The sequence below is a fragment of the Streptomyces sp. NPDC091412 genome (assembly GCF_044756885.1).
Classification (GTDB): Bacteria; Actinomycetota; Actinomycetes; order Streptomycetales; family Streptomycetaceae; genus Streptomyces.
Genome location: NZ_JBIVTV010000002.1, coordinates 538,680 through 564,280, shown reverse-complemented (window position 1 = coordinate 564,280; position 25,601 = coordinate 538,680). Strand labels below are relative to the sequence as shown.

Here is a 25,601-nt window from a genome sequence, read left to right as displayed (position 1 = left end):
TCAGCCCGCCTGAGCCATCGGGAAGGCACCCGGGGCAACGGCGGTCGCCCGGTAGGCAATGCCGTGCCGCTCCTTGCCGTTGAACACGCTCTCCCAGGGCCGTGCCACCAGACCCGGAAGCGAGACTGGAGCACCGACCGTAAGGCCCTCGGTCACTCCGCTTTCCGGAACGGTGACCTGAATCAGCGACGACTCGCCCTCGTCGATGTAGACGACGCCGACGGTCATCAGTGCCTCACCGGTCACCGCATCCTTGGCGATCTCGCCGGTCTGCCGGTCGCGCACCTTCGGCGCCGGAGCCTCGGTGAGCAGGATTGTGGCGGTTGAGGCGTCAACGTGGATCACACGCACAGGGATTGCTCCTTCTGAGAGTCGATCAACCTGTCGACCTGACAAGTTGACTTAGCAAGTTCGAACCTAGGGATGCCGGGTTGACTTGTCAAGTGACTACCGGGGGAGTCTCGCCCGAAGGGCGGCGTCAGCTCAGACGGTAGGTGTCTTCGAGTTCCTGCCGGTCAGCCGGAAGGAGCACGTCAGAGACCTGCAAGGATCGGCCGGAGGCGTCGCAGGCGACGACCAGGACGCTCAGCACAGGAACGCCGTCCGGCAGATCCAGCAGCTCGGCCTCACGCGCCTCGGGCAACCGAGCGGAGACCCGCTCAGTCACGTGGTCGAAGCGGACTTTCTTCCGCGCTTCGAGGTGTTCGCGGGCACTCCCACTCAGAGGTTCATCGGTCCCCAGCTGAGTACCCTCGACCAGGCCGGCGGGGAAGTACGACGAGACCAACTCGACAGCTTCGCCGTCCTCCTCGACCAGGATGCGGCGCATGAGGACTTCGGCCCTTTTCGGCAGGCCAAGCGCCGAGGCGATCCGAGCCGGGACAGGCACGTGCCTGACTTCGATCAGGCGGCCCGTGCCCTGCGACTCGTCGCGCTCCAGCGCCTCACGCCCCCGCCGGTCCTTCTGTTCGATGACTTCCGGGCGGCCTCGGACGATCGTGCCGTACCCCTGCCGGGACTCAAGCCAACCGTCCCGTTTCAGCAGCTCCAGGGCTCGTACGACGGTCGGGCGGGACATCCCGAAGGCCTGCACCAGCTGGTTCTCACTCGGTACGCGGGTGCCGGGCGCATACGTGCCGTCCTCGATGCGACGCTGAAGCGTCTGCGCGAGGCGCACGTACTTCGGTGGCTCCACTTCATACGCCATGAACGCCGCCTGTCGAGATTGGCCAAGTCAACTGGTCAACCAGACTAGCGGCAGTTTTAGCGTGGCAGTAGAAGAGGTGGGCTATCCCATCACGCCGGCCAGGCATCAGCGACCACGAAGGAGACGACCGTTCCGCCGACGTGGCTGGGCCCGGAGTGCCAGGAGTCGGCGATGGAGTCGACCAGGAGCAGCCCCCGCCCGTGAGCGTCGTTCGCTTCCGGGTGCCGCAGCCGTACATTCGCCGGGAAGCCCGGGTTGTGCACCTCGACGCGGAGCGAGGTTCCCTCGCGGAACCACTCGACCCGCACCAGCCAGGGGTCGTCCGACCTCCCGTAGCGGATGGCGTTGGTCACCAGCTCCGAGATCATCAGAGTGCAGTCATCGACCGAGCAGGCCGGGCTGTACGGAGCGATGAACTTCCGGAACCAGCGCCGAGCCCGGGGCACGGACTCAGGCTCCGGATGCAAGATCATCGCTCCGAGCCGCGGTGAGTCCTGGCAGGGGTAACGGTCGATCGTGTAGGCCATGCGTGCTCACTCCTTGCCGCTGCCGTCACAGTCGAGGCAGCGCCGCTTCGACGTGGCACGGCTGCGGTCATTGGCCGTGGAGAGCGCCAGCGCCGTTCGAGAGGCGACGCACTTCCACCCACGCCCCCTACACCCCCGGCAAGCTAACCGCGCACCCTGCTCCGGCCGCCGACTCGTCACGTCGTGCCCCCTTCTCATCCAAGTGGCCTTAGCCACTTTGTGGATAGTGGCATTGGCCACTTCGGGAGCGCAAGCGGTTCGCCGCAACTGGCGAGTCGTCAGGTGAGTGGGTAGCCCTGCTCGAACGCCCAGCGGTGCGGCGGGTAGGTGGCTTCGGCGAACTCCAGCGGCCGGTCCTGGAGGTCGAAGACGACGTGATGGACGATGAGGACCGCGGATCCCGGCTCCAACCGCAGGTCGACCGTCTCCTCGTCCGTGGCGGCCCGGGCGCACATGCGGTCTTCCGCGTAGCTGCCTTGACGCCCTGTCATCCTCTCGACGTACATGAGCGTCCCTTCCTGGATCCGCTCGGGATCCGTGAGCTTGGGCGCACGCTGGCCGACGTCCGGAGCGAACCACGAGGTGGACAGCGTGATCGGACCGTCCTGGTTGTTCGTCACGCGCCGGCGGTGCACGGCTCGACGATCCTTCACCAGACCCAGGGCCTCAGCGACGTAGTCCGGTGCCTCCAGCCAACCGGCCGAAGTGATCACCGCGTACTCGCCGGACGTATAGATCTTCCCGGTCTGCCGGGCACGCCCGTACAACTCCCGTGCACGCCGGTTCACTTCGAGACTGCGCACGTACGTTCCCGAGCCCTGGCGCTTCTCGACCAGGCCCTGATGGCTCAGCGCTTCCAGTGACCTTGCGGCCGTGGGCCGGGACACCTTCCAGTCTGTGGCGAGCTGCCGTTCCGAGGGAACTTCGTCCCCCGGCCGCAGGTCACCCCGAAGAATCTGATCACGGATGTAGTGGGCGATCTGGAGATACTTCGGCTGAGCCTCTTCGATCTGAGGCATCTCCCCTCCTTGTTCAACTGGCTATGGCCTTTGGCCACTATAGGGTGAGTGGCCAACCTGTGAACCCGTAGTCTGATCGCATGACGAGGTTGATCGTCGCAGCAGGAGGAGGGGGCGACGCAGTCGCCGCCGCAATGCTTCACGCCGCCCTCTACGGCGACGAGGACCAGGCGGTGATCCTCACGTACGCATGGGACCGCCTCCTGATCGACCCGCTACCGGGCCCGCGACGACCCACCGACTTCACCGGCCTGCAGCGTCTCACCCCGGCCGTGTGGGCAGTGCCGGCACAGACACGCCCGATCGCACCCGCAGGCTCCACACTCCCCCGACTCGCAGCAGAGCTCCCGCACACCTTCGCCCTGCTCGACCCCTACCAGGGAGCAGAAGGCCTCACCCACCAACTCGAAGACCTAGTGAGCCACTTGGCGCCCGAGTCCATCGACCTGCTGGACGTGGGCGGGGACGTCCTCGCGCGGGGCGGCGAGCCGACACTGAAGAGTCCACTCGCCGACGCCCTCACGCTGGCAGCGTGCTGCCAGGTGAACGCACCTGTGCGACTCCTCGTTGCGGGGCCGGGCCTGGACGGCGAGCTTCTGCCAGAAGATTTGGCCACCGCGCTGGGCCCCGTCGTCCACACCTTCACCGCGAGCGACGCGGATGTGATCAGCCCAGTTCTGGAGTGGCACCCATCCGAAGCAACCGCGCTCCTCGTGGCCACGGCCCGAGGCGTGCGAGGCACGTGCGAGATCCGAGACGCAGGACTCCCCGTGTCGCTCACGGACGAGAGCCCGACGGTGCGCGAGGTCGACCTGGACGACGCCATCAGCCACAACCAACTGGCCCGAGCCATCATGGCGACCGCGCACCTGGACGAGGCCGAGGCCTACAGCCGCGAGATCTGCGGCTACTCGGAGATCGACTACGAGCGCAACAAGGCTCTGTGGCTCAAGGAGCAGCAGCCCACCAAGCTGGACCCGGCTGCAGTCTGGGCCCAGCTCGATCAGTTCGAGAGTGAAGCCCGCGCCCGCGGGGTCACCCACACGACGTTTCGCCGCATCACCGAGGCCTTGAACTTCAGCGGCTTGCAGCGCGGCGACTTGCGGCAGCTCCTCATCAACAGCCGGCCGGAGCAGTACGACGTACCCCTATGGCGCATCCCAGATGCAACCTGAGTAACAACTTTCTTCACGGGTTCAAGGCGGCTCGCTCCGCTCGCCGCGCGCGGCCCGGCCCCCGGCCGGGCCTGCGCTCCTGTCTCCGCCCCGCTCCAGCCCGGCCGGCGCCCGTGCCGCGCTCTTGGCGATCAGCCGCCTGATGCTAGAGAAGGGGTGAGTCGTGGCTGGGGCGGTCGGCTCCGCGGCTTTACGGAGCCACTTTGGCGCGAGCCTCGAAGATCATGGCCCCAACGTCGTGCTTTACCGGGCAGGTCCACAGACTGCCCGACGCGCCGGAAGCTTACGGGGCCATGGTCACTCGCGCCAAAGCAGCGCCGCCCCAAAGCCGCTCCGCCAACCTTGATTTCCCCGATCAGTCCGGCAATCGGCTGGACGTCACGCTTCTGGTCCGGCCGGATCGTCACGGTGATCGGGGACCCCCCTCTCTCTCATCACTCGATGCTCTCCCCAGATCCAACGTCAATCCACCGGCAGCGGTTCGGGTCGGGCGCTGGCGCGTGGCAATGCGATGGTGGCGGGACCAGGTCAGGCCAGCTGGAACTGTAGTGCCGAAGACCGGCGCAGAAGACCGGCCGCCAGTTAGGCTCAACGAGCGATCACGCTGCACAAAGCATCGGCGACCTTTGCACTCCCGGAGAGGCGGTACCACCCCATGAGCAGCGCAGGCGGGGCGCCCCAGACACCAGACCCCCGACTCGTACGCCTGGCCGGGCAGTCCCGCAACTTCGGCTTCCTGCTGCCGCACCTTCCGCTGCTCGTCGCATACGGAACCGCCGCCGAGAGTCATGTCTTCAGCGACCCGAACACGTCCCTGATCAAATCCCGCCAGTTCGCGGAGGCCATGGCGGCCGACCTGGTGAGCCGGGCCCGGGTCCGCGTGGAGGGCAGCACGCAGTTCGATCGCCTGCGAGCCCTGGACCGGGAGGGCTACCTCCACGGCGACGTGGGCACCGCCTTCCACGAGGTGCGCACCCTCGGCAACGAGGCGAGCCATGCGGGACTCGACAACGCCGACGACGCCTTCCGGGCCCTGCGCACCTGCTTCCGTCTCGGGGTCTGGTACCACCGGCTGCTCACCGGCTCGCGCGAGCAGCTGCCGTTCGTGCCGCCCAGCCCCGACCGAACCCCGGCCGCCGAGAACGAGCGCCTGCTTCAGGACGTCGCCCAGGCCCGCAAGGAACTCGAAGACGCCCGCCTCAGCTACCACGACCAGGCATCCCAGGGCCAGGCCGAACAGGCCGCCCGGAGCGCCGTCGAGCGCGAGCTGGCTCAGGCGCAGGCCGAGCGTGAGGAGCTGGCCCGCGCCGTCGCGGCCATGCAGGACCAACTCAAGGAGTTCCAGGCCGCCGCCGAGGCCACGCGGATCGGCCGCAGCCGCGCCGACCGCACCGACCGGGCCGCCGCGTCGGCCGCCGTCGCCGAACGCGCCCGTCTCCTCGACAACGCGGAGCAGGCCTCCCTCGAACCCCTCACCGAGGTGCAGGTCCGCGAGCGGCTCGACGCGATGCTCAGGGCGGCCGGATGGGACGTCCAGAACGGCGGCGCGAACCTCAACCTCCACGTCCAGGGCGACCGGCGGGGCAACGGCGTCGCCGTTCGCGAGGTCACCACTGCCAAGGGCCGCGCCGACTACGCCCTCTACGTCGACCGCAAACTCGTCGGCGTCATCGAGGCCAAGCGCGAGGGCGCCGACCTGTCCGCCGCTGAGACACAGGCCGACCGTTACGCCGACCATCTCACCGACGCCCAGCAGCGCCTCAACGCCTGGCGCACCCCGCTTCCGTTCCGGTACGTGAGCGACGGCGGTGAGACCCGCTTCCGGTCCATCCTCGACCCGGACTCCCGTACCCGCCGCATCTTCTCCTTCCACCAGCCGCGCACCCTCGCCCGCTGGGTCCGCCAGGCCGAGGAGGACGAGCAGGCCCCCAGCTATCGGGCCCGGCTGCGCTGGCGCATGCCCGACCTCGACGAACGCCCGCTGCGCCCGGCGCAGATCAAGGCGGTGCGCGGCGTGGAGGACTCGGTGGCGCTCGGCAAGGGCCAGCACGGGATGGGGCAGTCCCGTTCCCTCGTCCAGATGGCCACCGGCGCCGGCAAGACGTTCACGGCCGTGACGTTCTCGTACCGGATGCTCAAGTACGCGCGCGCCGAGCGCGTCCTGTTCCTCGTCGACCGCAACAACCTAGGTGTGCAGGCCTTCGCCGAGTTCGAAAACTTCAAGACTCCCGACACTGACCGCAAGTTCGCCGACCTCTACAATGTCCAGCGCCTCGGCGCGGAGGGCATGTTCGCCTCCTCCAAGGTCGTCATCTCCACCGTCCAGCGCCTCTACATGGAGCTGACCGGCGCGAGCCTGCCGGGCAGCGACCGCGGCGACGGCGAGATCGACTACGACGTCGACGTGCCGGGCGGCATCCGGGTCGGCTACAACACCGACATCCCTCCGGAAGCTTTCGACCTGATCGTCGTCGACGAGTGCCACCGCTCCATCTACGGCAAGTGGCGCTCCGTCCTCGAATACTTCGACGCCCCCATCGTCGGCCTCACCGCCACCCCCGTCGCCCAGACCTTCGGCTACTTCAACGGCAACCTGGTCAGCGAGTACTCCTACCAGGAGGCGGTGGCCGACCGCGTCAACGTCGACTTCTCCGTCTACGAGATCGAGACGCGGATAACGGCCGAGGGCGGTGTCATCGCACACGGCACCATCCCGGTCCGCGACCGCCGCACCCGCCGCCAGCGCTATGAGGACATCGACGAGGACATCGAGTACGGCGCCAACCAGGTCGGTGTCGGAGTCATCAGCAAGGATCAGCTGCGTACGGTCGTCCAGACCTTCCACGACCGGCTGTTCACGGAGATCTTCCCCGAGCGGGCCAAACACGACCCGGCCACCGGCGCGCTGCGGTGCGACGAGATGTACGTGCCCAAGACGCTGGTCTTCGCCAAGAACGACAACCACGCGGAGGAGATCGTCGAGGTCGTCCGCGATGTCTTCGGCAAGGGCAACGACTTCTGCGCGAAGATCACCAGCGCGGCCCGCAACGCCTCCGAGCGCCTCGCGGCCTTCCGTAACCTTCCTGAACTGCGCATCGCGGTCACCGTCGACATGATCGCCACGGGCACGGACGTCAAGCCGCTGGAATGCCTGTTGTTCCTCAGGGACGTCAAGAGCTGGGCTTACTTCGAGCAGATGAAGGGCCGCGGCGCCCGGACCCTGTCCCTGACCGACTTCGAGAAGGTCACCCCCGGCGTCGGCCCCAAGACCCGCTTCGTGATCGTCGACGCGGTCGGCGTGACGAAGAAGCCGAAGGTCGACGCGGCACCACTGGAACGCCACACCGAGAAGCAGATCAGCCTGGAGAAGCTGCTCCGCAAGACCGCAGCGAACACCATCGAGGAGGAAGAGGTCTCCACCCTCGCGGCCCGCCTCGCCAAGCTCGACATCCAGATGACGGACGAGGAGCGCGCCGAGATCCAGCGGCTGAGCGGCGGACTGGAACTGAAGAAGATCGTTCACGGGATGGTCGAAGCCGTCTCGGCGGACCGGCAGATGGAAGTCCGTGAGGCCGCCGAGCGCGCGGGCCGCGACCCCGAGCGCGCGGTACGCGACCTCATCGAGCAGTCCGTCCGCCCCCTCGCCGCGACACCGCCGCTGCGCGCCCGCCTGCTGGAGATGCGGCGCGCGAAGGACATCCTCTACGACGAGAACGGCACCGACGAGCTGCTTCGCGCGGGAGCCGTCGCCGACGACGAAGACGCGGCGACGGAGACGGTCCGCGACTGGCGCCGCTACATCGCGGAGAACCGTGACGAGATCGCGGCGCTGTCCGTCGCGTTCAGCGCCGGCTCCGACGTGCCGCCTGGCGTCGCCATGGACCGGCTCAAGGACGTGGTCCGCAGCATCGCCCGCCCGCCGCGTGCATGGACTCCGGACAGACTGTGGAAGGCGTACGAGAAGGTCGGCGAGGCGGTGACCGACGGAGCCCAGCGCAAGCACACGGTCTCCGATCTGCTCGCCCTGCTCCGCTACGAACTCGCGGGCGGAGCCGCACAAGGCGCCCCGGCACCCCGCCCGCACGAGGAGCTCGTGCGCGAGCGCTATCAAGCCTGGATCGCCCGCCAAGAACAGGCGGGCGCGCGTTTCACCGAACGACAGCGCTGGTGGCTCGACCGCATCGCCGCGGCGACGGCTGAGCGTGTACGCTTCGACACCGCTGACCTCGATTACGCCCCTTTCACCTCGCACAACGGCACGGACGGATTCATCGCCGAATTCGGGGGGACGCGGGCGGAACACATCATCAATGAGCTGGACAGGGAGCTGAGCGCGTGACGACCGACTCAGGTGTGGGGCCGGGGTGTTCGGACTCCGAGGGGGATGTCGCGAGCGAGCTGCCTCCGGGGTGGGTTCGCACAACACTCGGAGAGATCATCTCCCCGATTTCGGATAGGTATAAACCGACCGCGGGAGACGACCTTCCGTATCTGGGGATGGATAACGTCGAGTCGCATACGGGGCGGGTGATGAACTTCGGCTCGGCTGCTTCGATCAAAAGTTCATCGCCCATCGTAAGGCCAGGATATCTCCTGTATGGGCGGTTGCGTCCTTATCTGAACAAGGTGGTCCTTGCCGACTTTGATGGAATTTGCTCGGGGGAATTTATTGTTTTCCCTCCGAGTGAAGCCATCGATCCCCGCTTCTTGCTGCATCGACTTTTGAGTTCTGATTTCGTCCGCTATGTCATGCAGAAGAACCCGAAGGGTGACCGCCCCCGGGCTTACTGGGAGCAATTCTCGAATTTCCCCGCCTTGCTTCCGCCTTTGAGTGAACAGCACCGCATCGTCGCCAAGCTGGACGATCAGCTGGCGTACATCGAGGCGGGCGAGGCGGCTCTCGATGCTGCGGACGCAAAAGGGAAGAACTTTCTTCAGGCCGTCCTTCATGATGCCTTGCGCGGAAAACTCGTTCCCGAAGACCTTTCTGAGGGGGATGCGCAGGTTCTCGTCCGGGACTCCGTTGCCTTGGATGAGGGGCCTTGGGATGTCCCCAACGGGTGGCGATGGGCAACTATAGGAAAGCTTTTCAAAGTTGCTGTTGGGTCAACTCCCTCACGCGGCAATCCAGCTTACTGGGGTGGTGATGTCCCCTGGGTGAGCAGTGGAGAGGTGTCCTTCGGCCACATTTCATCTACGAGAGAGTCAATCACGGTTGATTCGATCACAAATCCTGAGGCCCGGATTCACCCGCCCGGAACGGTGATGATTGCGATGATCGGCGAAGGGCGAACGCGCGGGCAGGCGGCAATCCTTGATATTCCTGCGGCACATAACCAGAACTGTGCATCAATCCGAGTCTCAGAAACTGCCATTCTGCCCGAGTTTGTGTACTACTTCCTCATGGCTCGCTATGAAGAAACGCGCAGGGAGGCTTCAGGGGGGAATCAACCGGCGCTTAACAAGGGGAAGATCCAGAACCTCGAAATTCCGATTCCCCCTCTTGGTACGCAGCGGAACATAGTTGCTCGTGTTCAGGAATTGGAAGAGGACCTGCGGGGACTGCGAGAAGCGGTAACTGACGGCTGGGCGAGGGCTTTGAGGCTCCGTAATGCCCTCCTCCACGCAGCTTTCACCGGAGCTCTGGTGCCCCAAGATCCCGATGACGAGCCCGCCTCCGTCCTCCTCGACCGGATTCGCGCTGAGCGGACTGCCGTTGTCAAGCAGTCCAGGCGTAAGCGCGTATCCCGTACGACCTCCCCGGCTGCCCCCCAGACCTCCGGCCGCCCGGTTCCCTCCGGCAGCCAAGAAGCACTTCCCCTGTGAGCACCGTCATGAGCAGCAGTACTGACACGCCGACCCCCGAGGATCCCGCCGAGGCGGTTTCTCCAGCATCCAGCACGACGCCTGCCCCTCGCGCGGCGGAAGCGAGGGCCAAGGCAACCCCTGCCCCAGCCTCCACCTCCACCCTGGTCAACCGCCTCTGGTCGTACTGCGAACTGCTGCGCCACTCCGGCGTCTCCACCCTCGACTACGTCGAGCAGCTCACCTACCTCCTCTTCCTGAAGATGGCCGACGAGCGCGCCAACCGCCCGGCGGCCTTCCGGCGCAACGTCCCCGAGAAGCCTCTCGTCCCCGAAGGCCGGGACTGGAAGAGCCTGACGACCCGGTCCGCCGAAGCGCTGCTCGACCACTACGAGTTCATCCTCAAGGACCTCGGCCAGCGCGGCGGCACCATGCTCGGCGAGGTCTTCACCAAGGCGCAGAACAAGATCCATGAGCCGGCTGTCCTCGACCGCCTGATCAAGGACCTGATCGACCCCTACACCTGGACCACCGAGAACCAGGACCTCAAGGGCGACGCCTACGAAGGCCTTCTCCAGCGCGGTGCCGAGGACCGCAAGACCGGAGCCGGCCAGTACTTCACGCCCCGCCCGCTCATCGACGCCATGGTCGACTGCGTCCAGCCGAAGCCCGGTGAGACCATCACCGACCCGGCCTGCGGCACCGGCGGCTTCCTCATCGCGGCGCACGCCCACCTCGTCCAGAACTACGAGGACGAGCTGTACGGCGACAAGGGCCGCGCCCTCCAGAGCGGCGCGATCACCGGTTACGAACTCGTCCGCGAGACCGGCCGCCTCGCCCTGATGAACATGCTGCTGCACGGCATCGGAAGCTCCGAGGCCAAGCCGCTCATCACCATCCAGGACTCCCTGGCCCGCCCGCCGAAGCGGCACTACGACATCGTGCTCGCCAACCCGCCCTTCGGCGTCGGCTCGGTGACCGGTGAGTCGTACACCTCCCGCACCGACTTCTGGGCGCCGACGACGAACAAGCAGCTCAACTTCGTCCAGCACATCTACAACCTGCTGAAGACCAACGGCCGAGCCGCCCTCGTCCTCCCCGACAACGTCCTCTTCGAAAGCGGCGCCGGCGAGACCATCCGCCGGAACCTCCTCAACCTCTGCGACGTCCACACCCTGCTGCGTCTGCCCACCGGCATCTTCTACGCCAACGGCGTCAAGGCCAACGTCCTGTTCTTCGACAAGACCGGCCAGCGCACCGGAGGCCGCCCCGGCACACGCCAGCTCTGGGTCTACGACTTCCGTACGGACCAGCGATTCACGCTCAAGCAGCGACAGCTGGGCCGCCAGCACCTCGATGACTTCGTCGCCGCGTACCACTCCGGCGGCACGGACTTCAGCAAGCGCACCCCGAGCGACCGTTTCCGCGCGTACGACTACGACGAGCTGATCGCCCGGGACAAGGTCAATCTTGACCTCACGGTAATCAAGTCCGACGCCGCCGGGACCACGGAGTACGCGTCACCGGACGTGATCGCCCAGGAGATCGTCGACGAACTCGAAGTGGCACTGGCCCAGTTCACGGCCGTGGCCCGCGCACTGAAGAAGGACGTGCCGCCGTCGGCCGACGAGGACTAGAGCCAGCGGACGGGCCGGTGGTTCACCAGAACCACCGGCCCGTCCGCTGTTCGCCTCTCTTCGTGCTCAGAGCTCGCCCGCGATCACACCCGCCCGGAACGCGGCCATCGTTCCGCTCGTCGCCGAGGTGGGGGTCACGTCGTCGGGGTGCGGTGAGGACGCGGGGCGGGGAGTCCGGGTCAGGCTGCACGACCCGTACCGTCGGATGCTGCCCGTGCGGGGAGCCGTACGGCTCGACGATCCCGAGGCGGAGTCGGGGCGTGGACTGCCGTTGGTCGATCTGCTCGCACCAGGGTGGCGGGTCACGGGGACGCCGGCCGGTAAGCAGGTGCGCTGCTGGATTCCGGCTCAAAAGGGGGGACAGGGTCTGACAGGCCGAAAAAAGTACTGCTCGGAGCCCCGGGCGCCTGCCTTGCGCCTACCCTGGAAGGGAGTTGATCGTCTGCGGCCCGATCGGCCGGTTCCGATGTGTTCTCGGAGCGCTTCGTCACCGGATCCGGCACTGCCGGAACAGGGGAGTGGCCCGTCGGCGTATCCACTCGGACAGGGACGTTCGAGAACGGGTGGGGCATGGCGACGGAGCGCGAGAACATCGGGGCGAGAGGGCCGGAGGGCCACTGGACGGCAGACGGTATCTTCCGACGCTGGCAGCGGTTCTTCGAACAGAAGCCGAGCCTCAAAGGGCTGACCCGGCTGGAGTTCACCGAGCACATCGCGTATCTGCTCTTCCTCAAGCTCGACCATGAGCGTGCCCAGCGGACGGGGATGTTCGCGAGCCCGCCGATCGCGCCGGCGGGCAGCTGGCCGAGCCTCGTACTCGCCGGCGGTGAGGATCTGCACCGTGCCCTGACCGGGTTGATGGCCGAACTCGGCAAGCCGAACCCGCAGGATCCCCGCCGGGCCATCGCGAGTGTCCTCTTCCACGACTCCCGCCCCTGGCCGGCCGACAAGATGGCGGATCTCGGACGGCTGATCGTCGAGGAGTTCGACCCGTACCGCTGGTCGGATGTGCGCCGGGACGAGCTCGGTTCCGCCTTCTCGCTGTTGATAGCCGACTGCCGGGGCGACATCCGGGCCAAGCGGGAGACGGGCCAGTTCCTCACCCCGCCCCACCTGCTCACCGTGATAGCCAAGGCTCTCGCGCTCACCCCACGGGACCGGGTCGTCGACGCGGCCGTCGGGGTTGGCACCAGCCTCATCGCCGCCCACCGTGAGATGGCCGCGCACGGGGACCGTGTGGACGCCGCCGCTATCGCGGGCGCCGACATCGACGTACAGATGTGCCGCCTGGCGACGATGAACGTCCTCCTCAACACCGGGCGTCAGTTCCACGACGTACCGCCGATACTGCGCGCGGACTCGCTCGATACGAAGGAACGCCTGGTGTACCGGCACGAGCAGGGCGTGGCCGCCACCGTCGCCATCTGCAACCCGCCGTTCAAGAGCAACGTCGAGGCGAACACCGAGCGGCGCGACGACTTCTGGGCGCAGAACGCCACGCTCCCCGCCAACTTCCTCCAGCATCTGGCCATCACTTTGCCGCAGGGGGCCAGAGCAGCCGTCTTCGTCCCCGACGGTGTGCTGTTCCATGGCGGAGCGGCGGCCACCATCCGCAAGGCACTCCTGAGGAACTGCGACGTGCACACCCTGCTGCGGCTGCCGACCGGCATGTTCCACGACACCGGCTCCAAGTCGAACGTGCTGTTCTTTACCAAGTCCGTCCTGCGCCCGAACGGCGATCCGGCCACCGATGAGTTGTGGGTGTACGACGCCCGCGACCTGCACCACACCGACACCGAGAATCCGCTCACGGAGGAGGACTTCGCGGAGTTCCTGGAGGCGTACCGGCCCGGAGAGGAGGGGCGCGCGGGCCGCGACGAATCGTCGCGCTTCAAGCGGTACGACCGTGACGCCGTGCGCAAGATACTGAACAGCCGCGATGCCAGCCTCCTCCTGAACGCGGATCCCACCGACGCGCCTGACGACTTCGGCGACCCGCGCGAGATTGCGCAGTTGATCGTGGACCACCTTGGCGAGGCACAGAGGAGCTTCCAGGTCGTGCTCGACTCGCTCAGCTGACGTTCGATCCCCGTGCCGCCGTCTTTCGCCGCTCCCGCCCCCCGTCAGCCGTACAGGAAAACCATGAACGCGACTCCCCAGCAGCCCACCGTCCCCACCCCGGTCCGCCAGACCGCGCGTGCCTTCGACATGACGTACCCCGGCCTCATCGACGTGAGCGACTTCGGCAACCGGCCGCCGGACAAGATCCAGCCCGCGTTCCGCTCTCGCGCCCTGGCCGCGCACGCCGTGCGCATCATGACCGGCTGGACCCCCGAGCAGGCGGCCGACTGCGTCATCGACGGCGGCCAGGACCAGGGGATCGACGCCATCGCCATCGACGAGGCGAACGCGCACATCTACCTCGTGCAGGCCAAGTGGAGCCCCGAAGGGACGGCCAAGGCGGACGAGACCGCGGTGCACAAGCTCTTCGCCGGGCTCACTCTCATCGACTCCGGGGAAGCCGCCCAGTTCAACCCCCGCGGTCAGATACTCGCCAAACGGGCACACGACCTGATCGGCGAGAAGAGCACCCAAATCACCCAGGTGATCGCCCTCATGGGTACCAAGCTGCCTTCGCCGGGTGTGCTGCAGGTCATCAAGAACGGCGAGAATGAGTTCAACTCCCACGGTGAGTACGTCGACCACCGCTTCCTGCATGCCCCTGACATCCACGCCCTGGTGCTGAAGGACCATCAGAGCGAGCCCATCACGCTGACGGCGACGCTCCACCCCTGGTTCAGCGTGCCCTCGCCCTACCTCTCCTACGAGGGCGTCATACAGGCCGAAGAGGTCGCGACCTGGGCCGAGCACGGCAACGAGCTGTTCGTCCGCAACATCCGCGACCCGCTGGGGCTCACCCCCATCAACAAGGAACTGCTGGACACGCTCACCGGCGAGCCGTCCCACTTCTGGTACTTCAACAACGGCGTCACCGTCCTGTGCGACTCCCTGGAAGCGGTGCCTGGATCGCAGAAGTTCCCCGAGCGCCATCCCGTCCGCATCACCGCCAAGGGCGCCAGTGTCGTGAACGGCGCACAGACGGTGCGTTCCGTCATCGACGCAGCCGAGCAGTCCGATGAAGCCGGACTCGCCCAGGTCACCATCCGGTTCATCGTCACCGGTGGCGACACCCAGTTCGCCAACCGCACCACTCAGGCCACCAACCGGCAGAACCACATCACCGAGCGTGACCGGATCGCCCTCGAACCCGTCCAGGCGGTGCTCATCAAGGAGTTCCGTGCCGAACTGGGGCTCGTATACAGCGTGCGCCGCAGCGAACTCGAACCCCAGGACGACGAGGGCTGCTCCGTGGTGGAAGCCGCGTGCGCGCTCGCCTGCGCCCACAGCGGCAGCCGGTTCGCGGCCCGGCTCGTCGCGTCCGGCACCACCGACGTGCTGTGGGAACGGGGCGGCAGCGGTATCTACGACCCTCTCTTCCGGTCCGTGCCCAGCGTGTACGAGACCTGGAACGCCGTGAACGTCCTGCGGGCGGTGCGTACGGCTCTGCGTGCGGAACGCGAACAGTACGCCGGGCGCGCGGCCGCCGTCATCGACGACGGCACGTTCCTCATCACCCACCTGGTGTTCCAGCAACTCCTCGCCCAGGACGCCGGCATGGGCGAGCCGGACCAGTCGCTCACCTGGGCCGCCGAAGCCAAGGAGCAGGTGCCCGACCTGGTCAAGCGTGTCGTCCCGGCGCTCGTACAGGCTCTGGACGGAGTGGGAACCCGGTCGAGCCTGCAACGCGTGTGCGCCGATCCGGGGCAGGCCGCCGACCTCGTAACCGCGGCCCTGGCAGCGCTCGAAGGAGGCGGGACCGAGGACGCCGCCGCGCAGTACCGGCGCGAGGAGAGCAAGCCCCGCAAACGCCGCAGGCCCAACGCGGTGCATGTCATCGTCGACAAGGGCGCCCTGGAGGAAGGGGCACCGCTGCACCTGGCCCTGTACCTGCAGCCAGAGAAGGACGCGCTCGCCGCATGGCTCAACGCGAACCCGCGCCGGGCACTCGCGAAGTGGACCAACACCAACCGGGCACGCCCGATCGTCTGGGCTGCCGACGGCAACGCGTATTCGCCCAGTGGGCTCATCGCACGGATGTGGGAGCTGGCCGAATGGGAAGGACGGCCCGTCTCGAACCAGGGCACCGCCCGCTGGGCTACCCAGGACGGAGAAACGCTCGCCATCCTCGCCCGGAGACTCCTTAACGGTATGGAGGAAGAAAAGGACGCCGAGTAGCTGCCGAGCAGGTCGGGGATTCTCCGGCCGTAAGGCGGACTCCTCGTTTATGGTTACGGCGAGCGCTATCTAGGCACAATCGAGGGGCGGCCATGAGCGTCATTTACGTCCGAAAGTTATTGCACAACCCCAGCGCCGTCTTCACCCGAGTCTAAACGGTCGAGGTCAGGGGGAGGATGTTGACTACGGCCATGAAGGTGCTGATACGGGAACGCAGCTGTAGTCGCGCCCCAACCCTCGGGCACCGCTGACAGGCAGGCCGTCGAGTCGTACCGTATGCTCCTCCGACAGCACTGTGTGGCTGACGCCGACGCTGTGGAACCGTGGACCACCCGTGGACAGATCACGTCCTCCCGATCCCGAACGTGCCTCGGACCTGCTGCATTGTCTGAGAGTGAAGGGGCCTCCGGAGCCGTGTGCGCAGGTTCGAATCCTGCCGGGGGCACCCTTCATGAGGTGCCCAAAGACCCCGTCAGCAGCGGAAACGCTGAGGCCGGGGTCTTCGCGTTTGTGCAGGCGTATGCGGCCCGAAGCGGGCGTATGTCGGGGCCTGTGGATGAGGCGTGGGCGGGATCTTGAAGCGTCGCCGCAGGTGAGCCACGCTCTCCACGGTTCTCGTCTTTGACGAGACAACCACCCGACAGGCAGGCCCGACGTGTCAGAGGTGTGCGCTTGGATGAGCGGGTGACCGTTCATGATGTTGCTCGGCAACTGCCCGAGATAGCCGTCCTCCGTGAGCACTGCCGTTCCCTGGCCATCCTGGAGGCAGTCCTGAGCCCTGAGTGGTCGGGCCGTGATCACTCCTTCAACGACCGCTGGTCCGAGAAGGAGTCGATGGCCTCGATGCGGAGTGGATCGGGCGACGACTACTCGATCGTTTTCTCAGCCGCCGGCGCCTGCGTCCGTGGATTCGATCACGAATCACCCATGAGCCCCTACGCAGAGGACAGGCTGTGGCCCGGAGTACTCGACGAGGTTCCTGACGTCTTCCGACCGTGCGTTGAGGACCCCGCGTTCTCGTATGACGGATTGCCTCGCGTCACTGCGTGCATATGGCGAGAGACGGGAGACGGCAGCTGGAGAACAGGGACGATCGACTTCCCCGGGGAAGCAACGGAAGACCCGGACGGATCCGGGTACCTCTTCCAACTGCTGGTGGAACGCTCGCCGGAAGCGTTTCAGCGGTGGGCCGAAGACAACTACGAGGTCCCGGTCGACCTGGAGGCCGTTCGCCACGTCTTTTCTCGCCGTCCTCTGACCGAAGAAGTGGTCAGCGCACTGAACTCGGAGATCACTCTGGCCGAACTCGCGGAGGACATCGCGGAGATCGGCTGTCCGATGAGCTGAAACATGCAGCACCGACATGCCCCTGGACACGGCGTCGGGGGCCTCAGACACGGTCAGGTGCCGTCCCTCATATGCACGGAGCAGGTCCTCGATGCGGCGGTTGGCGACGTTCTGCCGTCCGTCGAGGAACTTCGTGTATCGGGGCAAGAGCGCTTGACCTCAAGTTGAGTTCAGCTTCTACCTTCGTGGTCACTGGTAGCCGTCAGCCAACCGAGGAGGCAGTTTCCATGGCCACGACCGCCGTTCCCGAGCACTACCGCAACGCCGTGATCGCGCACGTGATGGTCGACGGTGCCGCCCATGGGATCGACTTCTACACCAAGGCGTTCGGAGCCGAGGAACTGTTCCGTCTCGGTGGCCCGGGCGAGCGCATCCTGCACGCAGAGATCAGCATTCACGGGTCCACCATCATGCTGGGCGATGCCGAAGGCCCTACCTTCGCCGCACCAACCACCATTGGCGGTACGACCGTGGGGCTACACGTCTTCGTTGATGACGTCGACGTACTTGCCGAGCAGGCCAGCGCGGCCGGCGCGGAACTTCTGCAGCCACCGACCGACCAGTTTCACGGCGACCGCACAGCTATCCTGCGGGATCCCTACGGACACGTCTGGGTCTTCCTCACGCACGTTGAGGACGTGACCCCGGACGAAATCGCTCGTCGGGCCCAGGCGCTCATTCGCTGAACGTTGAGCCATCGGACAGAATCTGGGCGTCCGACACCACGCCACCGCAGGTCAACCTGACAACGACGTCCAGAACGACGTCCAGAAGGTGCCGCCCGAAGCGGCCGTATGCCGGGGGCTGTGGAGGCAGCGTGGACGGGGTCTTGGGGCATTCCCAAAGGTGACACCCCGACACCCCACGAGTGCGGCGACCTTGAACCCCGATCCCTTGCGGGCCAAGCCTGATCGCCATGGCCGCAGCTGGCGCGCCGTCTTCTGCCCCGCCCCACGCTGATACCGGGACGGGGCGGCCGTGGGTCCCGACACACCGCGCGGGCGGGCCCAGAGGCTCCGGAGACGCGGGACCGGCCTCCCCAAATCAGCGGGGCAGGCGGTCCCATACTCACGCCACCAGTTGGAGCACCGACCTGAGACGTTGACTACCGGTAGAAGACGGCCACGCCACCGTGATGCGAGCAGGCCCCCTGATGGTGAGCGGCGTACGAGTACGTACCGTCATTGCACAGAGCCGTCGCACCGCCGCCCGCGGAGCTGGAGCCACCCGACGAGCTGGACCCGCCGCTGGACGACGATCCGCCAGACGTCGAACTGCCGCCCGTTCCCGACCCCGCGGCAGCGGCGTGGGCGGTGACAGTCACCTTCACCTTGACCGTCTTCGTCACCGTCGGCGCGGGCTCCGGCTTCGCGGTCTCCGTCGCCGTGGCTGTCGCGGTGACCGTGGCCGTGGCCGTCGGCTGCACCTTGTCGTTGGCCACCGACTTCGTCGCGTCCGGGTTCTGGCCGTCGCCGCCGCTACCCACGCCGAGAATGAACGCGAGGCCCAGGGCGGGCAGTACGAATCGCTTGCGGGCCCACTTGGGTGCGGGACGGAAGGCCGGCGGTCTGGGCGGAGGCTGGAACGGCGGCTGGGGCTGGTAATAGCTCATGGGATCCCCCCGTTTGAGTACGTAAGGGGTGAAGCTATCTACGCGGACACGTTAGATGTGAGGGATCAGTAAAGAAGGTGGCAGAGTTGTGACATTGCAACTCTCAACTACCCCCGCAGACCACCACCCCCGCACGCCCGAGCCGCCGCCCCGCCACTCGATCAACTCCGGCCGGCAGCAACCGGGGAAGTGGCCAGGAGAGGTGACGCACGCAAGACGAGCGTTCATCCACCGTGGGATCTGGCCTACGGGAGGCCTAGCACCACACGCGGCGCGCGAGGAGCCTGACCGGCAATCAACGAGGCCCCGCCGTGATCCGGCTCGTCGGCGTGGTCCTGGCCGCGCAGACGGCGAGTGGACTGAGGCCCGCCGCTACATGGGCCGTGAACTCCTCGCCAAGGCCCGCCCCCACCCGATCGAGTCAGAAACCGACGAGACCGACCTGCTCACCGGACTCACCGCATAGCCGCAGGGACGAGATCACCGAGTGGCCATCGATACACCACTCCAGCGGACGTGACCCGGCCCGCTCGCTCACCCTCTCCGGACGCCGCGGCGTCATGTCACACCCTGCTGCTTGGATCATCGGCATGACGGACTGGTCCCGGCTCCACCACGCCTACGGCACGGCAGAAGACATTCCGAGCCTGCTCCACAGAGCCGGCTCGAGCCCGCAGGACTCCAGCTGGGATGAACTCTGGTCCCGGTTGTGCCACCAGGGCACTGTCTACTCGGCAAGCTACGCGGTCTTGCCCGCTCTGACCGAGATGGCGCGTCGGTGGGCACCGCCGGACCGGCAGGCGCCGCTCTGCCTGGCCGGCTCCATCACGGCGAGCACGGATCAGCCATACGGCGATGAAGATCCCCAAGTCACCTACGCCTCGGAGGTATCCGAGCTGGCGCAACTGACCGAGGAAGCCCTCCGGCACCCCGGACTCGCCGACGACCCCACGAGTTACGTCTACTTGCTGTCCACGCTTCTCAGCTTCCAAGGCGTCGAAGTCTGGAGCGAACAGCTCGACGGGCTGAACGACGAGGAATATGAAGTGCCCTGCCCCGCGTGCGGTTCGGAGAACTTCGTCGCCTTCGGAGAGCACGGCTTCTTTTCGACCACAAACAGCATGTACATGAGATCCAGTGAGGCGAGGAAGGTACCGCTGCAGCCTCAGGCGCCCTCATCGTTGGAGGGACTGGCCCAAAGACTCCACGCCCGTGCACTCGCAGACGGCCATCCCGGCATCGCGCACAAGCTGACCTACGTCTTCGGCACAGCGCAGTGTGCCGATTGCGACGAGGTCTTCAGCGTCGAGGAAGCCATCGTCACCCGATGGGGGTCGTGAGACCGCGCATCCCAGTCGTGCCTGTGAACCGGACGTCCGGGTCGGCCCGGAGAAGCAGCGAGGCCCGGGGCAGGGCGCCAGCTCGGGTCGACCCCGGAGTTGAGCCAGGTCGACAGCGCCGAGTGCCGGAGATCGTACGGACGGGCGGTGGGCGGCGAGGCAACCGCGGTCGGCGGGAGCGCCGGCGCCCGGGCCTCCAGCCAGACGTGGGCGATCGACGCCGAGCTGCGGCGGAGCCCGTCCACGGCCGGCAGGGCGATACACCGCAGCCGGCATTCGGAAGCCGCAAGTGCCGCCGTCCCCGCCGCCCCCGCCGTCCCGGCGCGGGGTCCGGCGGTCTGCGGCAGGCGCCCGCCCCTCGGGGAGGGGAGCTTTCAGCCCTCCTTGGCGAGGGCCGGGACGAAGCGGGCCGCGTCGATCGTGCCGACGCCGGTCGCCATGTCGTAGCCCTTCACCGCGGTGTGGCCGGTGACTCCCGCGTAGCTGTTGTTCGTGCCGTCCTTCACATCCACGATCCCGGTGGACGGGTTCCGCGAGGACCGCGCGAACAGCGAGTACAGCGCCTGGTGGATGTCACCCAGCCGGTGCCCGGCGACCTGGTCGGCCAGGGCCACGATGCCCGCAAAGAGCGGGCTGGCCTCGCTGGTGCCGACGTAGACATCCCAGCCGACCCGCTTCGGGTCGTAGCTGGAGTACACCCATGCGCCGCCGTTCAGCGCGGCGGACATCGACACGTCGGGGGTGCCGCGGCGGTCGCCGACCACCTGCTCGACCCCGTTCTGGTACGAGGGACGGGCGAAGACATGGGACAGGCCGCCGCCGCTCGCGCCGTCGTCGTTGTAGACGCTGTCCGGCGCGATGCGGTCGCCCTTGGCGTCCAAGTGCAACTGGGTGCCGCCGACCGAGACGGCCAGTGGGTCCGAGGACGGCCAGGCGTTGACCCTGTACGGGTAGTTGGCCTTGCCGCTCGCGGTGGTGTTGGTGGCTCCGCCGTCGCCGGAGGCGGCGAGGACGGTCACACCGTGCTTGGCCGCGTCCTTGAAGGCATACCGCAGGTTCTGAATGCTGGAGAAGTCACCGCTGCGGAAGCCGGGGAAGGTGTTCTCCGTCGCGCCGAAACTCTGGCTGATCACATCGCCCACGCCGCGGTCGACGAGCCACTTCTCGGCGTCCATCATCTCTCGCAGGCCGGTGGTGCCGTCCCCGTTCTGGTTGGCCCCGGACTCCACCAGGACGATGTGCGCGTCCGGGGCGACGGCATGCGCCATCTCCACGTCGAGGGTGGTCTCCCCGGCCCAGTCGATGTGGGCGGGGTCGGCGGGGTCGAAGGGCGGGACGGAACCCCACTTGACCACGTCGACGTGGGTGCTCTTCATACCGAACCGGGCACTGTAGACGTCCAGGTCATGCTGGATGGTCGGCGAGCCGAATGCGTCCACGATCACGATCGTGCGGCCCTTGCCGGTGACTCCCGCCCGGTACAGCGGGTTCAGGTTGTACGCCTGCCGGTACTGGGTCGGGGTGTAACAGGAGATCCGCCACTTCGCCTGGCACTGCTCGGTGGTCAGCAGGCTGCGGGCGGTGTTCTCCGATTGCTGCCCGGCTGCTGCCGGCACGGCTTTGACTCCTTGCACCGAATGCACGGGTGCGGCGACCGAAGAACCCGACAAAACGGGTGACATTAGTGCGATATTGGCGAGGGCGGTGACCCCGGCCGCCGCGACCACAACGCGGCGCCGCGCACGAACTCTGCGCATGATCCCCTTACACGGTGAGGCCCCCACTCGACAGTTGCCACAATCCCACCCCGAGGCCATTCGCAGAGCAAGCACTTACCCCTGTGCGACTTCTCACTGATGTGCTACTTGTCACTGTTGTCCGATTCAGGAACGTGCGGCCCTATCGAGCGCGCAAAGTACGACCCGGGTGGCGGCAGTGTGATCGACGCCATCGCTTCGGAGCCGTGTGCGCAGGTCCGGATCCCGTCGAGGGCACCTCGAAGGAGGTGCCGAAAGACCCCGTGATCAGCGGAGACGCTGAGTGCGGGGCCTTCGTGCATGTGTGGACGTATGCCGTTCGAAGCCGCCGCGCGTCGGGGCTGTGGGCGGATCTTGGAGTGTCGCCGCAGGTGAGGTCCAGGGCGTGGCCAAGGTCCGTGCCGGTGCCGGGTGGCGCCGTTGGGTCGGTCGGCACGTCATGGGGCGGACGTCTCAGCCTTGGGACATTGTGATGCGCCCTGGGTGGGCTGTACGTTCCCCGCATGATCAGAATTGCAGTGATCGCATTCATTGGAGCTCTCGCCATTTCCTTCGGCGTCACGGCCTTGACCGTGTCGCCTTGGTGGTGGCTGGTCGCCGTGTTGTGTGCGGGGATAGCCGGGGTCGGTTCTTATGATTTGCTCCAAAAGCGCCATTCTGTCTTGCGCAACTACCCGGTGCTGGGGCACATCCGCTTCATGCTGGAATCGATCCGGCCGGAGTTGCAGCAGTATTTCATTGAGCGCAATTTCGATGGCCGTCCCTACGACAGGGATGTGCGCAGCCTTGTCTACCAGCGCGCCAAGGGGACCGAAGCGGAGATCGCTTTCGGCACCGAGCGGAATGTCTACGCCGAAGGCTACGAATACTTCGAATCTTCGATGAGGCCGCGCCCGGTGCCGGCGGAGCAGCCCCGGGTCCGCATCGGCGGTCCGGACTGCACCAAGCCCTACGACATGGCGTTGCTCAACGTCTCCGCCATGAGCTTCGGTTCGCTGTCCGCCAACGCCGTCCTCGCCCTGAACCGGGGGGCCGCCCTCGGAGGCTTCGCTCACGACACCGGCGAGGGCGGCATGTCGGAGTACCATCAGCGCCACGGTGGTGACCTGGTGTGGGAAATCGGCACCGGATACTTCGGTTGCCGCACCGCTGACGGCGGTTTCGATCGCGCGCGGTTCGCCGAGAAGGCCGCTCACGACAACGTGAAATGCGTGTCACTGAAGCTGTCGCAGGGAGCCAAGCCCGGTATCGGAGGGGTGCTGCCCGGAGAGAAGGTCACCGCCGAGATAGCCCGGGTACGCGAGGTTCCCGAGGGAAAGACCGTCATCTCGCCCCCTTACCACCAGGTCTTCGACACGCCCCGGGAACTGATCCGGTTCATCGCCGAAATGCGCGAGCTGTCCGGTGGAAAGCCGGTCGGCTTCAAGCTGTGTGTGGGCTCCCGGCGGGAGTTCCTGGCGGTGTGCAAGGCCATGCTCGAAGAGGGCACCGCGCCGGACTTCATCATCGTCGACGGAGCGGAGGGCGGCACCGGAGCCGCGCCGCTGGAGTTCGCCGACCACCTGGGCAGTCCGCTCACCGAGGGCCTGATCACCGTCCACAACGCCCTGGTCGGCGCCGGTCTGCGGGACCGGATCAAGATCGGCGCGAGCGGCAAGGTGGCCACCGGAGCCGACATCGTCAAGCGCATGCTGCAAGGCGCCGACTTCACCAACGCGGCACGCGCCATGATGTTCGCGATCGGATGCATCCAGGCGCAGAGCTGCCACACCAACACCTGCCCCGCCGGTGTCGCCACACAGGACCCGCGCCGCGCACGCGCGTTGGATGTCGACGACAAGTCGGCCCGGGTCCACCGCTTCCAGTCCGCCACGGTGAACAGCGCACTGCAGATCATCGCCTCGCTGGGCGTGAGTGAACCCGCCGAACTGCGCCCGAACATGCTGCGTCGGCGCGTGGACCCGGTCACCGTCCGCTCCTACGCGGAGCTCTACGACTGGCTGACCCCTGGCCAGTTGCTGATCGAGCCGCCCGAGTCCTGGGCAGCTGACTGGAAGGCCGCTGATCCCGACCGTTTCGCTGTCTGACGGGCCTGTAAGCGGATTGGGGGCTGTGTCGGGCTGAGCGGGTCGGGGCCGTCCCGTTGCTCCGCGGGACCTGTCCGAGCGGAGCCCTGTCGCCCAGAGGTTGTGTCCACAGAAGTGGGTGAGGGCCTTCTGGCCCGGTGTGGATTGCCACGTCCGCATCGGCGACCAGAAAGGCCCTCATGCCGCACCCCTGCCCGGGATCCGGGGGCGCCTTCCCCTGTGAGGCGCCCCCGGCCGGGTGGCGCTACGGCAGCCGCTTCTCGTGGTACTTGTCCTTGTCGGAGTCGTAGACCAGCTTGTCGTCGGCGTCATAACCCTTGATGCGCGGGGCCATGGTGACCTGCTGGTTCAGGACGCCGGAGGCGACGAACCAGCCGTGGTCCAGGACGGCCTGGCTGGTGGCGCCGCCGTAGGAGACGGTCACCCGGGCCACCGACGGCTTGACGGTGCCGATGACACCCCATTGGAACGGCAGCTTCCAGTTGCCACGGTCAAGGAACGACTGCTGGTAGAGCTTGCCTCCGTTGATGTCGGCCATCACGGGACCGGCGCCCGGGACGTCGTCGGAGCCTACGCTGGCGTTGATGCCGCTTGCCTGGCCGTCCTTCACGTTGCAGATCAGCCGGGCCTGCTTCGGTTGCTCCTTCACCGCGACGACATACGTGCCGTCGCCCGGCGCGTTGGAGTCGCCGGTGCTGTTCATCGCCAGGATGATCCGGTAGTCCTCGGCCGCGCCCAGGTCCATGCGGGAGCCGGACGGGCCGGCTGTGCGCGACCGGTCGTCCGCGAGGCACTTCTTCAGCCCGTCGGCGGCCTGCTCGAAGGTGATCCCGTTGAGGAGCTGCCCCTCCGTGGCCGGACGCGCGGGCCCCGCCGGCGACGCGGACGGCGTCGGTTTCGCCGGCGTCCGCGGTGTGGTGCTGACCGGCGGGGTCGATGCCACCGTTTTCCCGCCCGCAGTCCCGTCGGTCAGCGCGTACGCGCCCACGGGCATCGCCGCCAGCGTCACCAGGGCCGCCCCGGCCGCCGCCACCCGGCGTCGCCGCTCCACCGTGCCCCGGCGGCGGATCGCCGGATACGGCACCGGAGCGGGCCGGATGGTGTTCGCGTCCTCGGCGAGCAGCTCGCGCAGTTGCTCCTCGAAGTCCCCGTCTGTTCCCATTCCCTGCCGCTTCTTCTCCTCGTTCACTTGCCGGCTCCCTGTCCGGACGACACTCGGCTGCGGACAGGTTCGTCCACGACCTGAGCGAGCCCCGGATGCGTACGCAATTTCGCCAGCGCCTTGGACGCCTGGCTCTTGACCGTGCCGGGCGAGCAGCCGAGGATCTCGGCGACCTCGGCCTCGGGCAGGTCCTCCCAGTAGCGCATGACGATCACCGCCCGCTGCTTCGGCGGCAGTCCGGCCAGCGCCGCGAGCAGGGCGCTGCGCTCATCGGCCCACGAGACGGCGTCGTCCCGGCCGGCCGCCTCCGGCGGCGCCGCGGTGAGGGCCTCCTTGACCCGCCGCTTGCGGAAGCGGTCGCTGTTGCAGCTGACCAGTATCCGCCGGACGTACGCCTCCGGACGGTCGCTGCGCGAAACGCGCCGCCATGAGCGGTACGCCTTGGCCAGCGCCGTCTGCGTCAGGTCTTCGGCGTGGTGCACGTCGCCCGTGAGCAGATAGGCGGTCCGTACGAGATGGGACCACCGCGCTCTCACGAATTCTTGGAACTCGGCCTCTTGTTTGGCCTGCATCAAGCACCCTCCCTCGCCCTCCAGACCACAGTTTCGGCGGATTCGGTTGCCCGGGATC

At 67.1% G+C, this 25,601-nt stretch carries 18 protein-coding genes; 10 read left to right on the top strand and 8 right to left on the bottom strand.

The features are described from left to right. The 4 genes from ACIQMV_RS06690 to ACIQMV_RS06675 form a co-directional block, all read right to left on the bottom strand. Nucleotides 1-351 carry a hypothetical protein gene (locus tag ACIQMV_RS06690; protein ID WP_402591641.1) on the bottom strand — a complete coding sequence of 117 codons (351 nt, stop codon included), beginning with the start codon at nt 349-351 and terminating at the stop codon, nt 1-3. A gap of 127 nt (nt 352-478) precedes the next feature. Further along, nucleotides 479-1,207, bottom strand: coding sequence for a GntR family transcriptional regulator (locus ACIQMV_RS06685; protein WP_402591639.1), 729 nt, complete (start codon nt 1,205-1,207; stop codon nt 479-481). Nucleotides 1,208-1,296: 89 nt separating this feature from the next. Next, nucleotides 1,297-1,734, bottom strand: coding sequence for an ATP-binding protein (locus ACIQMV_RS06680; protein WP_402591637.1), 438 nt, complete (start codon nt 1,732-1,734; stop codon nt 1,297-1,299). A 278-nt stretch (nt 1,735-2,012) separates the two neighbouring features. Beyond that, nucleotides 2,013-2,753, bottom strand: a complete 741-nt coding sequence (locus ACIQMV_RS06675) for a GntR family transcriptional regulator (RefSeq protein WP_402591635.1) — start codon at nt 2,751-2,753, stop codon at nt 2,013-2,015. A gap of 80 nt (nt 2,754-2,833) precedes the next feature. Between ACIQMV_RS06675 and ACIQMV_RS06670 the strand changes: the two genes are divergently transcribed. The 8 genes from ACIQMV_RS06670 to ACIQMV_RS06635 all read left to right on the top strand — a co-directional run bounded on the left by ACIQMV_RS06670 (nt 2,834) and on the right by ACIQMV_RS06635 (nt 17,699). Then, entirely contained in the window at nt 2,834-3,928 is a 1,095-nt protein-coding gene (locus ACIQMV_RS06670) for a DUF1152 domain-containing protein (RefSeq protein ID WP_402591633.1), read from the top strand. A gap of 655 nt (nt 3,929-4,583) precedes the next feature. Next, nucleotides 4,584-8,267, top strand: coding sequence for a DEAD/DEAH box helicase family protein (locus tag ACIQMV_RS06665; RefSeq protein WP_402591631.1), 3,684 nt, complete (start codon nt 4,584-4,586; stop codon nt 8,265-8,267). After that, nucleotides 8,264-9,754 carry a restriction endonuclease subunit S gene (locus ACIQMV_RS06660; protein ID WP_402591629.1) on the top strand — a complete coding sequence of 497 codons (1,491 nt, stop codon included), beginning with the start codon at nt 8,264-8,266 and terminating at the stop codon, nt 9,752-9,754. The genes ACIQMV_RS06665 and ACIQMV_RS06660 overlap by 4 nt, the downstream gene beginning before the upstream one ends. Nucleotides 9,755-9,762: 8 nt before the next feature. Then, nucleotides 9,763-11,370, top strand: coding sequence for an N-6 DNA methylase (locus tag ACIQMV_RS06655; RefSeq protein ID WP_402591627.1), 1,608 nt, complete (start codon nt 9,763-9,765; stop codon nt 11,368-11,370). A gap of 570 nt (nt 11,371-11,940) precedes the next feature. Next, entirely contained in the window at nt 11,941-13,449 is a 1,509-nt protein-coding gene (locus ACIQMV_RS06650) for an N-6 DNA methylase (RefSeq protein ID WP_402591625.1), read from the top strand. Nucleotides 13,450-13,512: 63 nt separating this feature from the next. Further along, complete coding sequence (locus ACIQMV_RS06645; protein WP_402591623.1) at nt 13,513-15,666, top strand: AIPR family protein; 2,154 nt, start codon at nt 13,513-13,515, stop codon at nt 15,664-15,666. Nucleotides 15,667-16,332: 666 nt separating this feature from the next. Continuing rightward, a complete protein-coding gene (locus ACIQMV_RS06640) occupies nt 16,333-17,013 on the top strand; it encodes a hypothetical protein (RefSeq protein WP_402591621.1) in 681 nt (226 codons plus the stop codon). Nucleotides 17,014-17,240: 227 nt separating this feature from the next. Continuing rightward, a complete protein-coding gene (locus ACIQMV_RS06635; protein ID WP_402591619.1) occupies nt 17,241-17,699 on the top strand; it encodes a VOC family protein in 459 nt (152 codons plus the stop codon). Between the two features lie 419 nt (nt 17,700-18,118). Here ACIQMV_RS06635 and ACIQMV_RS06630 read toward each other — a convergent pair whose 3' ends face one another. Beyond that, nucleotides 18,119-18,625, bottom strand: coding sequence for a DUF3761 domain-containing protein (locus tag ACIQMV_RS06630; RefSeq protein WP_402591617.1), 507 nt, complete (start codon nt 18,623-18,625; stop codon nt 18,119-18,121). Between the two features lie 590 nt (nt 18,626-19,215). Here ACIQMV_RS06630 and ACIQMV_RS06625 point away from each other — a divergent pair. Continuing rightward, complete coding sequence (locus ACIQMV_RS06625; RefSeq protein WP_402591615.1) at nt 19,216-19,965, top strand: hypothetical protein; 750 nt, start codon at nt 19,216-19,218, stop codon at nt 19,963-19,965. Nucleotides 19,966-20,339: 374 nt separating this feature from the next. On the opposite strand, the gene ACIQMV_RS06620 is transcribed toward ACIQMV_RS06625, so the two are convergent. Further along, the gene (locus ACIQMV_RS06620; RefSeq protein WP_402591613.1) at nt 20,340-21,581 is read right to left on the bottom strand and encodes a S8 family serine peptidase; all 1,242 of its coding nucleotides are present in this window, start codon (nt 21,579-21,581) and stop codon (nt 20,340-20,342) included. Between the two features lie 644 nt (nt 21,582-22,225). Here ACIQMV_RS06620 and ACIQMV_RS06615 point away from each other — a divergent pair. Further along, complete coding sequence (locus tag ACIQMV_RS06615) at nt 22,226-23,809, top strand: FMN-binding glutamate synthase family protein (RefSeq protein ID WP_402591611.1); 1,584 nt, start codon at nt 22,226-22,228, stop codon at nt 23,807-23,809. A gap of 244 nt (nt 23,810-24,053) precedes the next feature. Here the strand turns inward: ACIQMV_RS06615 and ACIQMV_RS06610 are convergent, their stop codons facing one another. Further along, on the bottom strand, nt 24,054-24,998 hold the full coding sequence (locus tag ACIQMV_RS06610; protein WP_402591609.1) for a hypothetical protein: 945 nt from the start codon (nt 24,996-24,998) through the stop codon (nt 24,054-24,056). Next, nucleotides 24,995-25,543, bottom strand: coding sequence for a SigE family RNA polymerase sigma factor (locus ACIQMV_RS06605; protein ID WP_141358380.1), 549 nt, complete (start codon nt 25,541-25,543; stop codon nt 24,995-24,997). Before ACIQMV_RS06605 ends, ACIQMV_RS06610 begins: the two co-directional genes overlap by 4 nt. Nucleotides 25,544-25,601: the final 58 nt, after the last annotated feature.

Excerpts from the sequence above, each read along its gene's own strand:
- ACIQMV_RS06685 (WP_402591639.1), bottom strand. The coding sequence starts at position 1,207 with ATGGCGTATGAAGTGGAGCCACCGAAGTACGTGCGCCTCGCGCAGACG.
- ACIQMV_RS06680 (WP_402591637.1), bottom strand. The coding sequence starts at position 1,734 with ATGGCCTACACGATCGACCGTTACCCCTGCCAGGACTCACCGCGGCTC.
- ACIQMV_RS06675 (WP_402591635.1), bottom strand. The coding sequence starts at position 2,753 with ATGCCTCAGATCGAAGAGGCTCAGCCGAAGTATCTCCAGATCGCCCAC.
- ACIQMV_RS06670 (WP_402591633.1), top strand. The coding sequence starts at position 2,834 with ATGACGAGGTTGATCGTCGCAGCAGGAGGAGGGGGCGACGCAGTCGCC.
- ACIQMV_RS06665 (WP_402591631.1), top strand. The coding sequence starts at position 4,584 with ATGAGCAGCGCAGGCGGGGCGCCCCAGACACCAGACCCCCGACTCGTA.
- ACIQMV_RS06655 (WP_402591627.1), top strand. The coding sequence starts at position 9,763 with ATGAGCAGCAGTACTGACACGCCGACCCCCGAGGATCCCGCCGAGGCG.
- ACIQMV_RS06650 (WP_402591625.1), top strand. The coding sequence starts at position 11,941 with ATGGCGACGGAGCGCGAGAACATCGGGGCGAGAGGGCCGGAGGGCCAC.
- ACIQMV_RS06645 (WP_402591623.1), top strand. The coding sequence starts at position 13,513 with ATGAACGCGACTCCCCAGCAGCCCACCGTCCCCACCCCGGTCCGCCAG.
- ACIQMV_RS06635 (WP_402591619.1), top strand. The coding sequence starts at position 17,241 with ATGGCCACGACCGCCGTTCCCGAGCACTACCGCAACGCCGTGATCGCG.
- ACIQMV_RS06630 (WP_402591617.1), bottom strand. The coding sequence starts at position 18,625 with ATGAGCTATTACCAGCCCCAGCCGCCGTTCCAGCCTCCGCCCAGACCG.
- ACIQMV_RS06625 (WP_402591615.1), top strand. The coding sequence starts at position 19,216 with ATGACGGACTGGTCCCGGCTCCACCACGCCTACGGCACGGCAGAAGAC.
- ACIQMV_RS06615 (WP_402591611.1), top strand. The coding sequence starts at position 22,226 with ATGATCAGAATTGCAGTGATCGCATTCATTGGAGCTCTCGCCATTTCC.
- ACIQMV_RS06605 (WP_141358380.1), bottom strand. The coding sequence starts at position 25,543 with ATGCAGGCCAAACAAGAGGCCGAGTTCCAAGAATTCGTGAGAGCGCGG.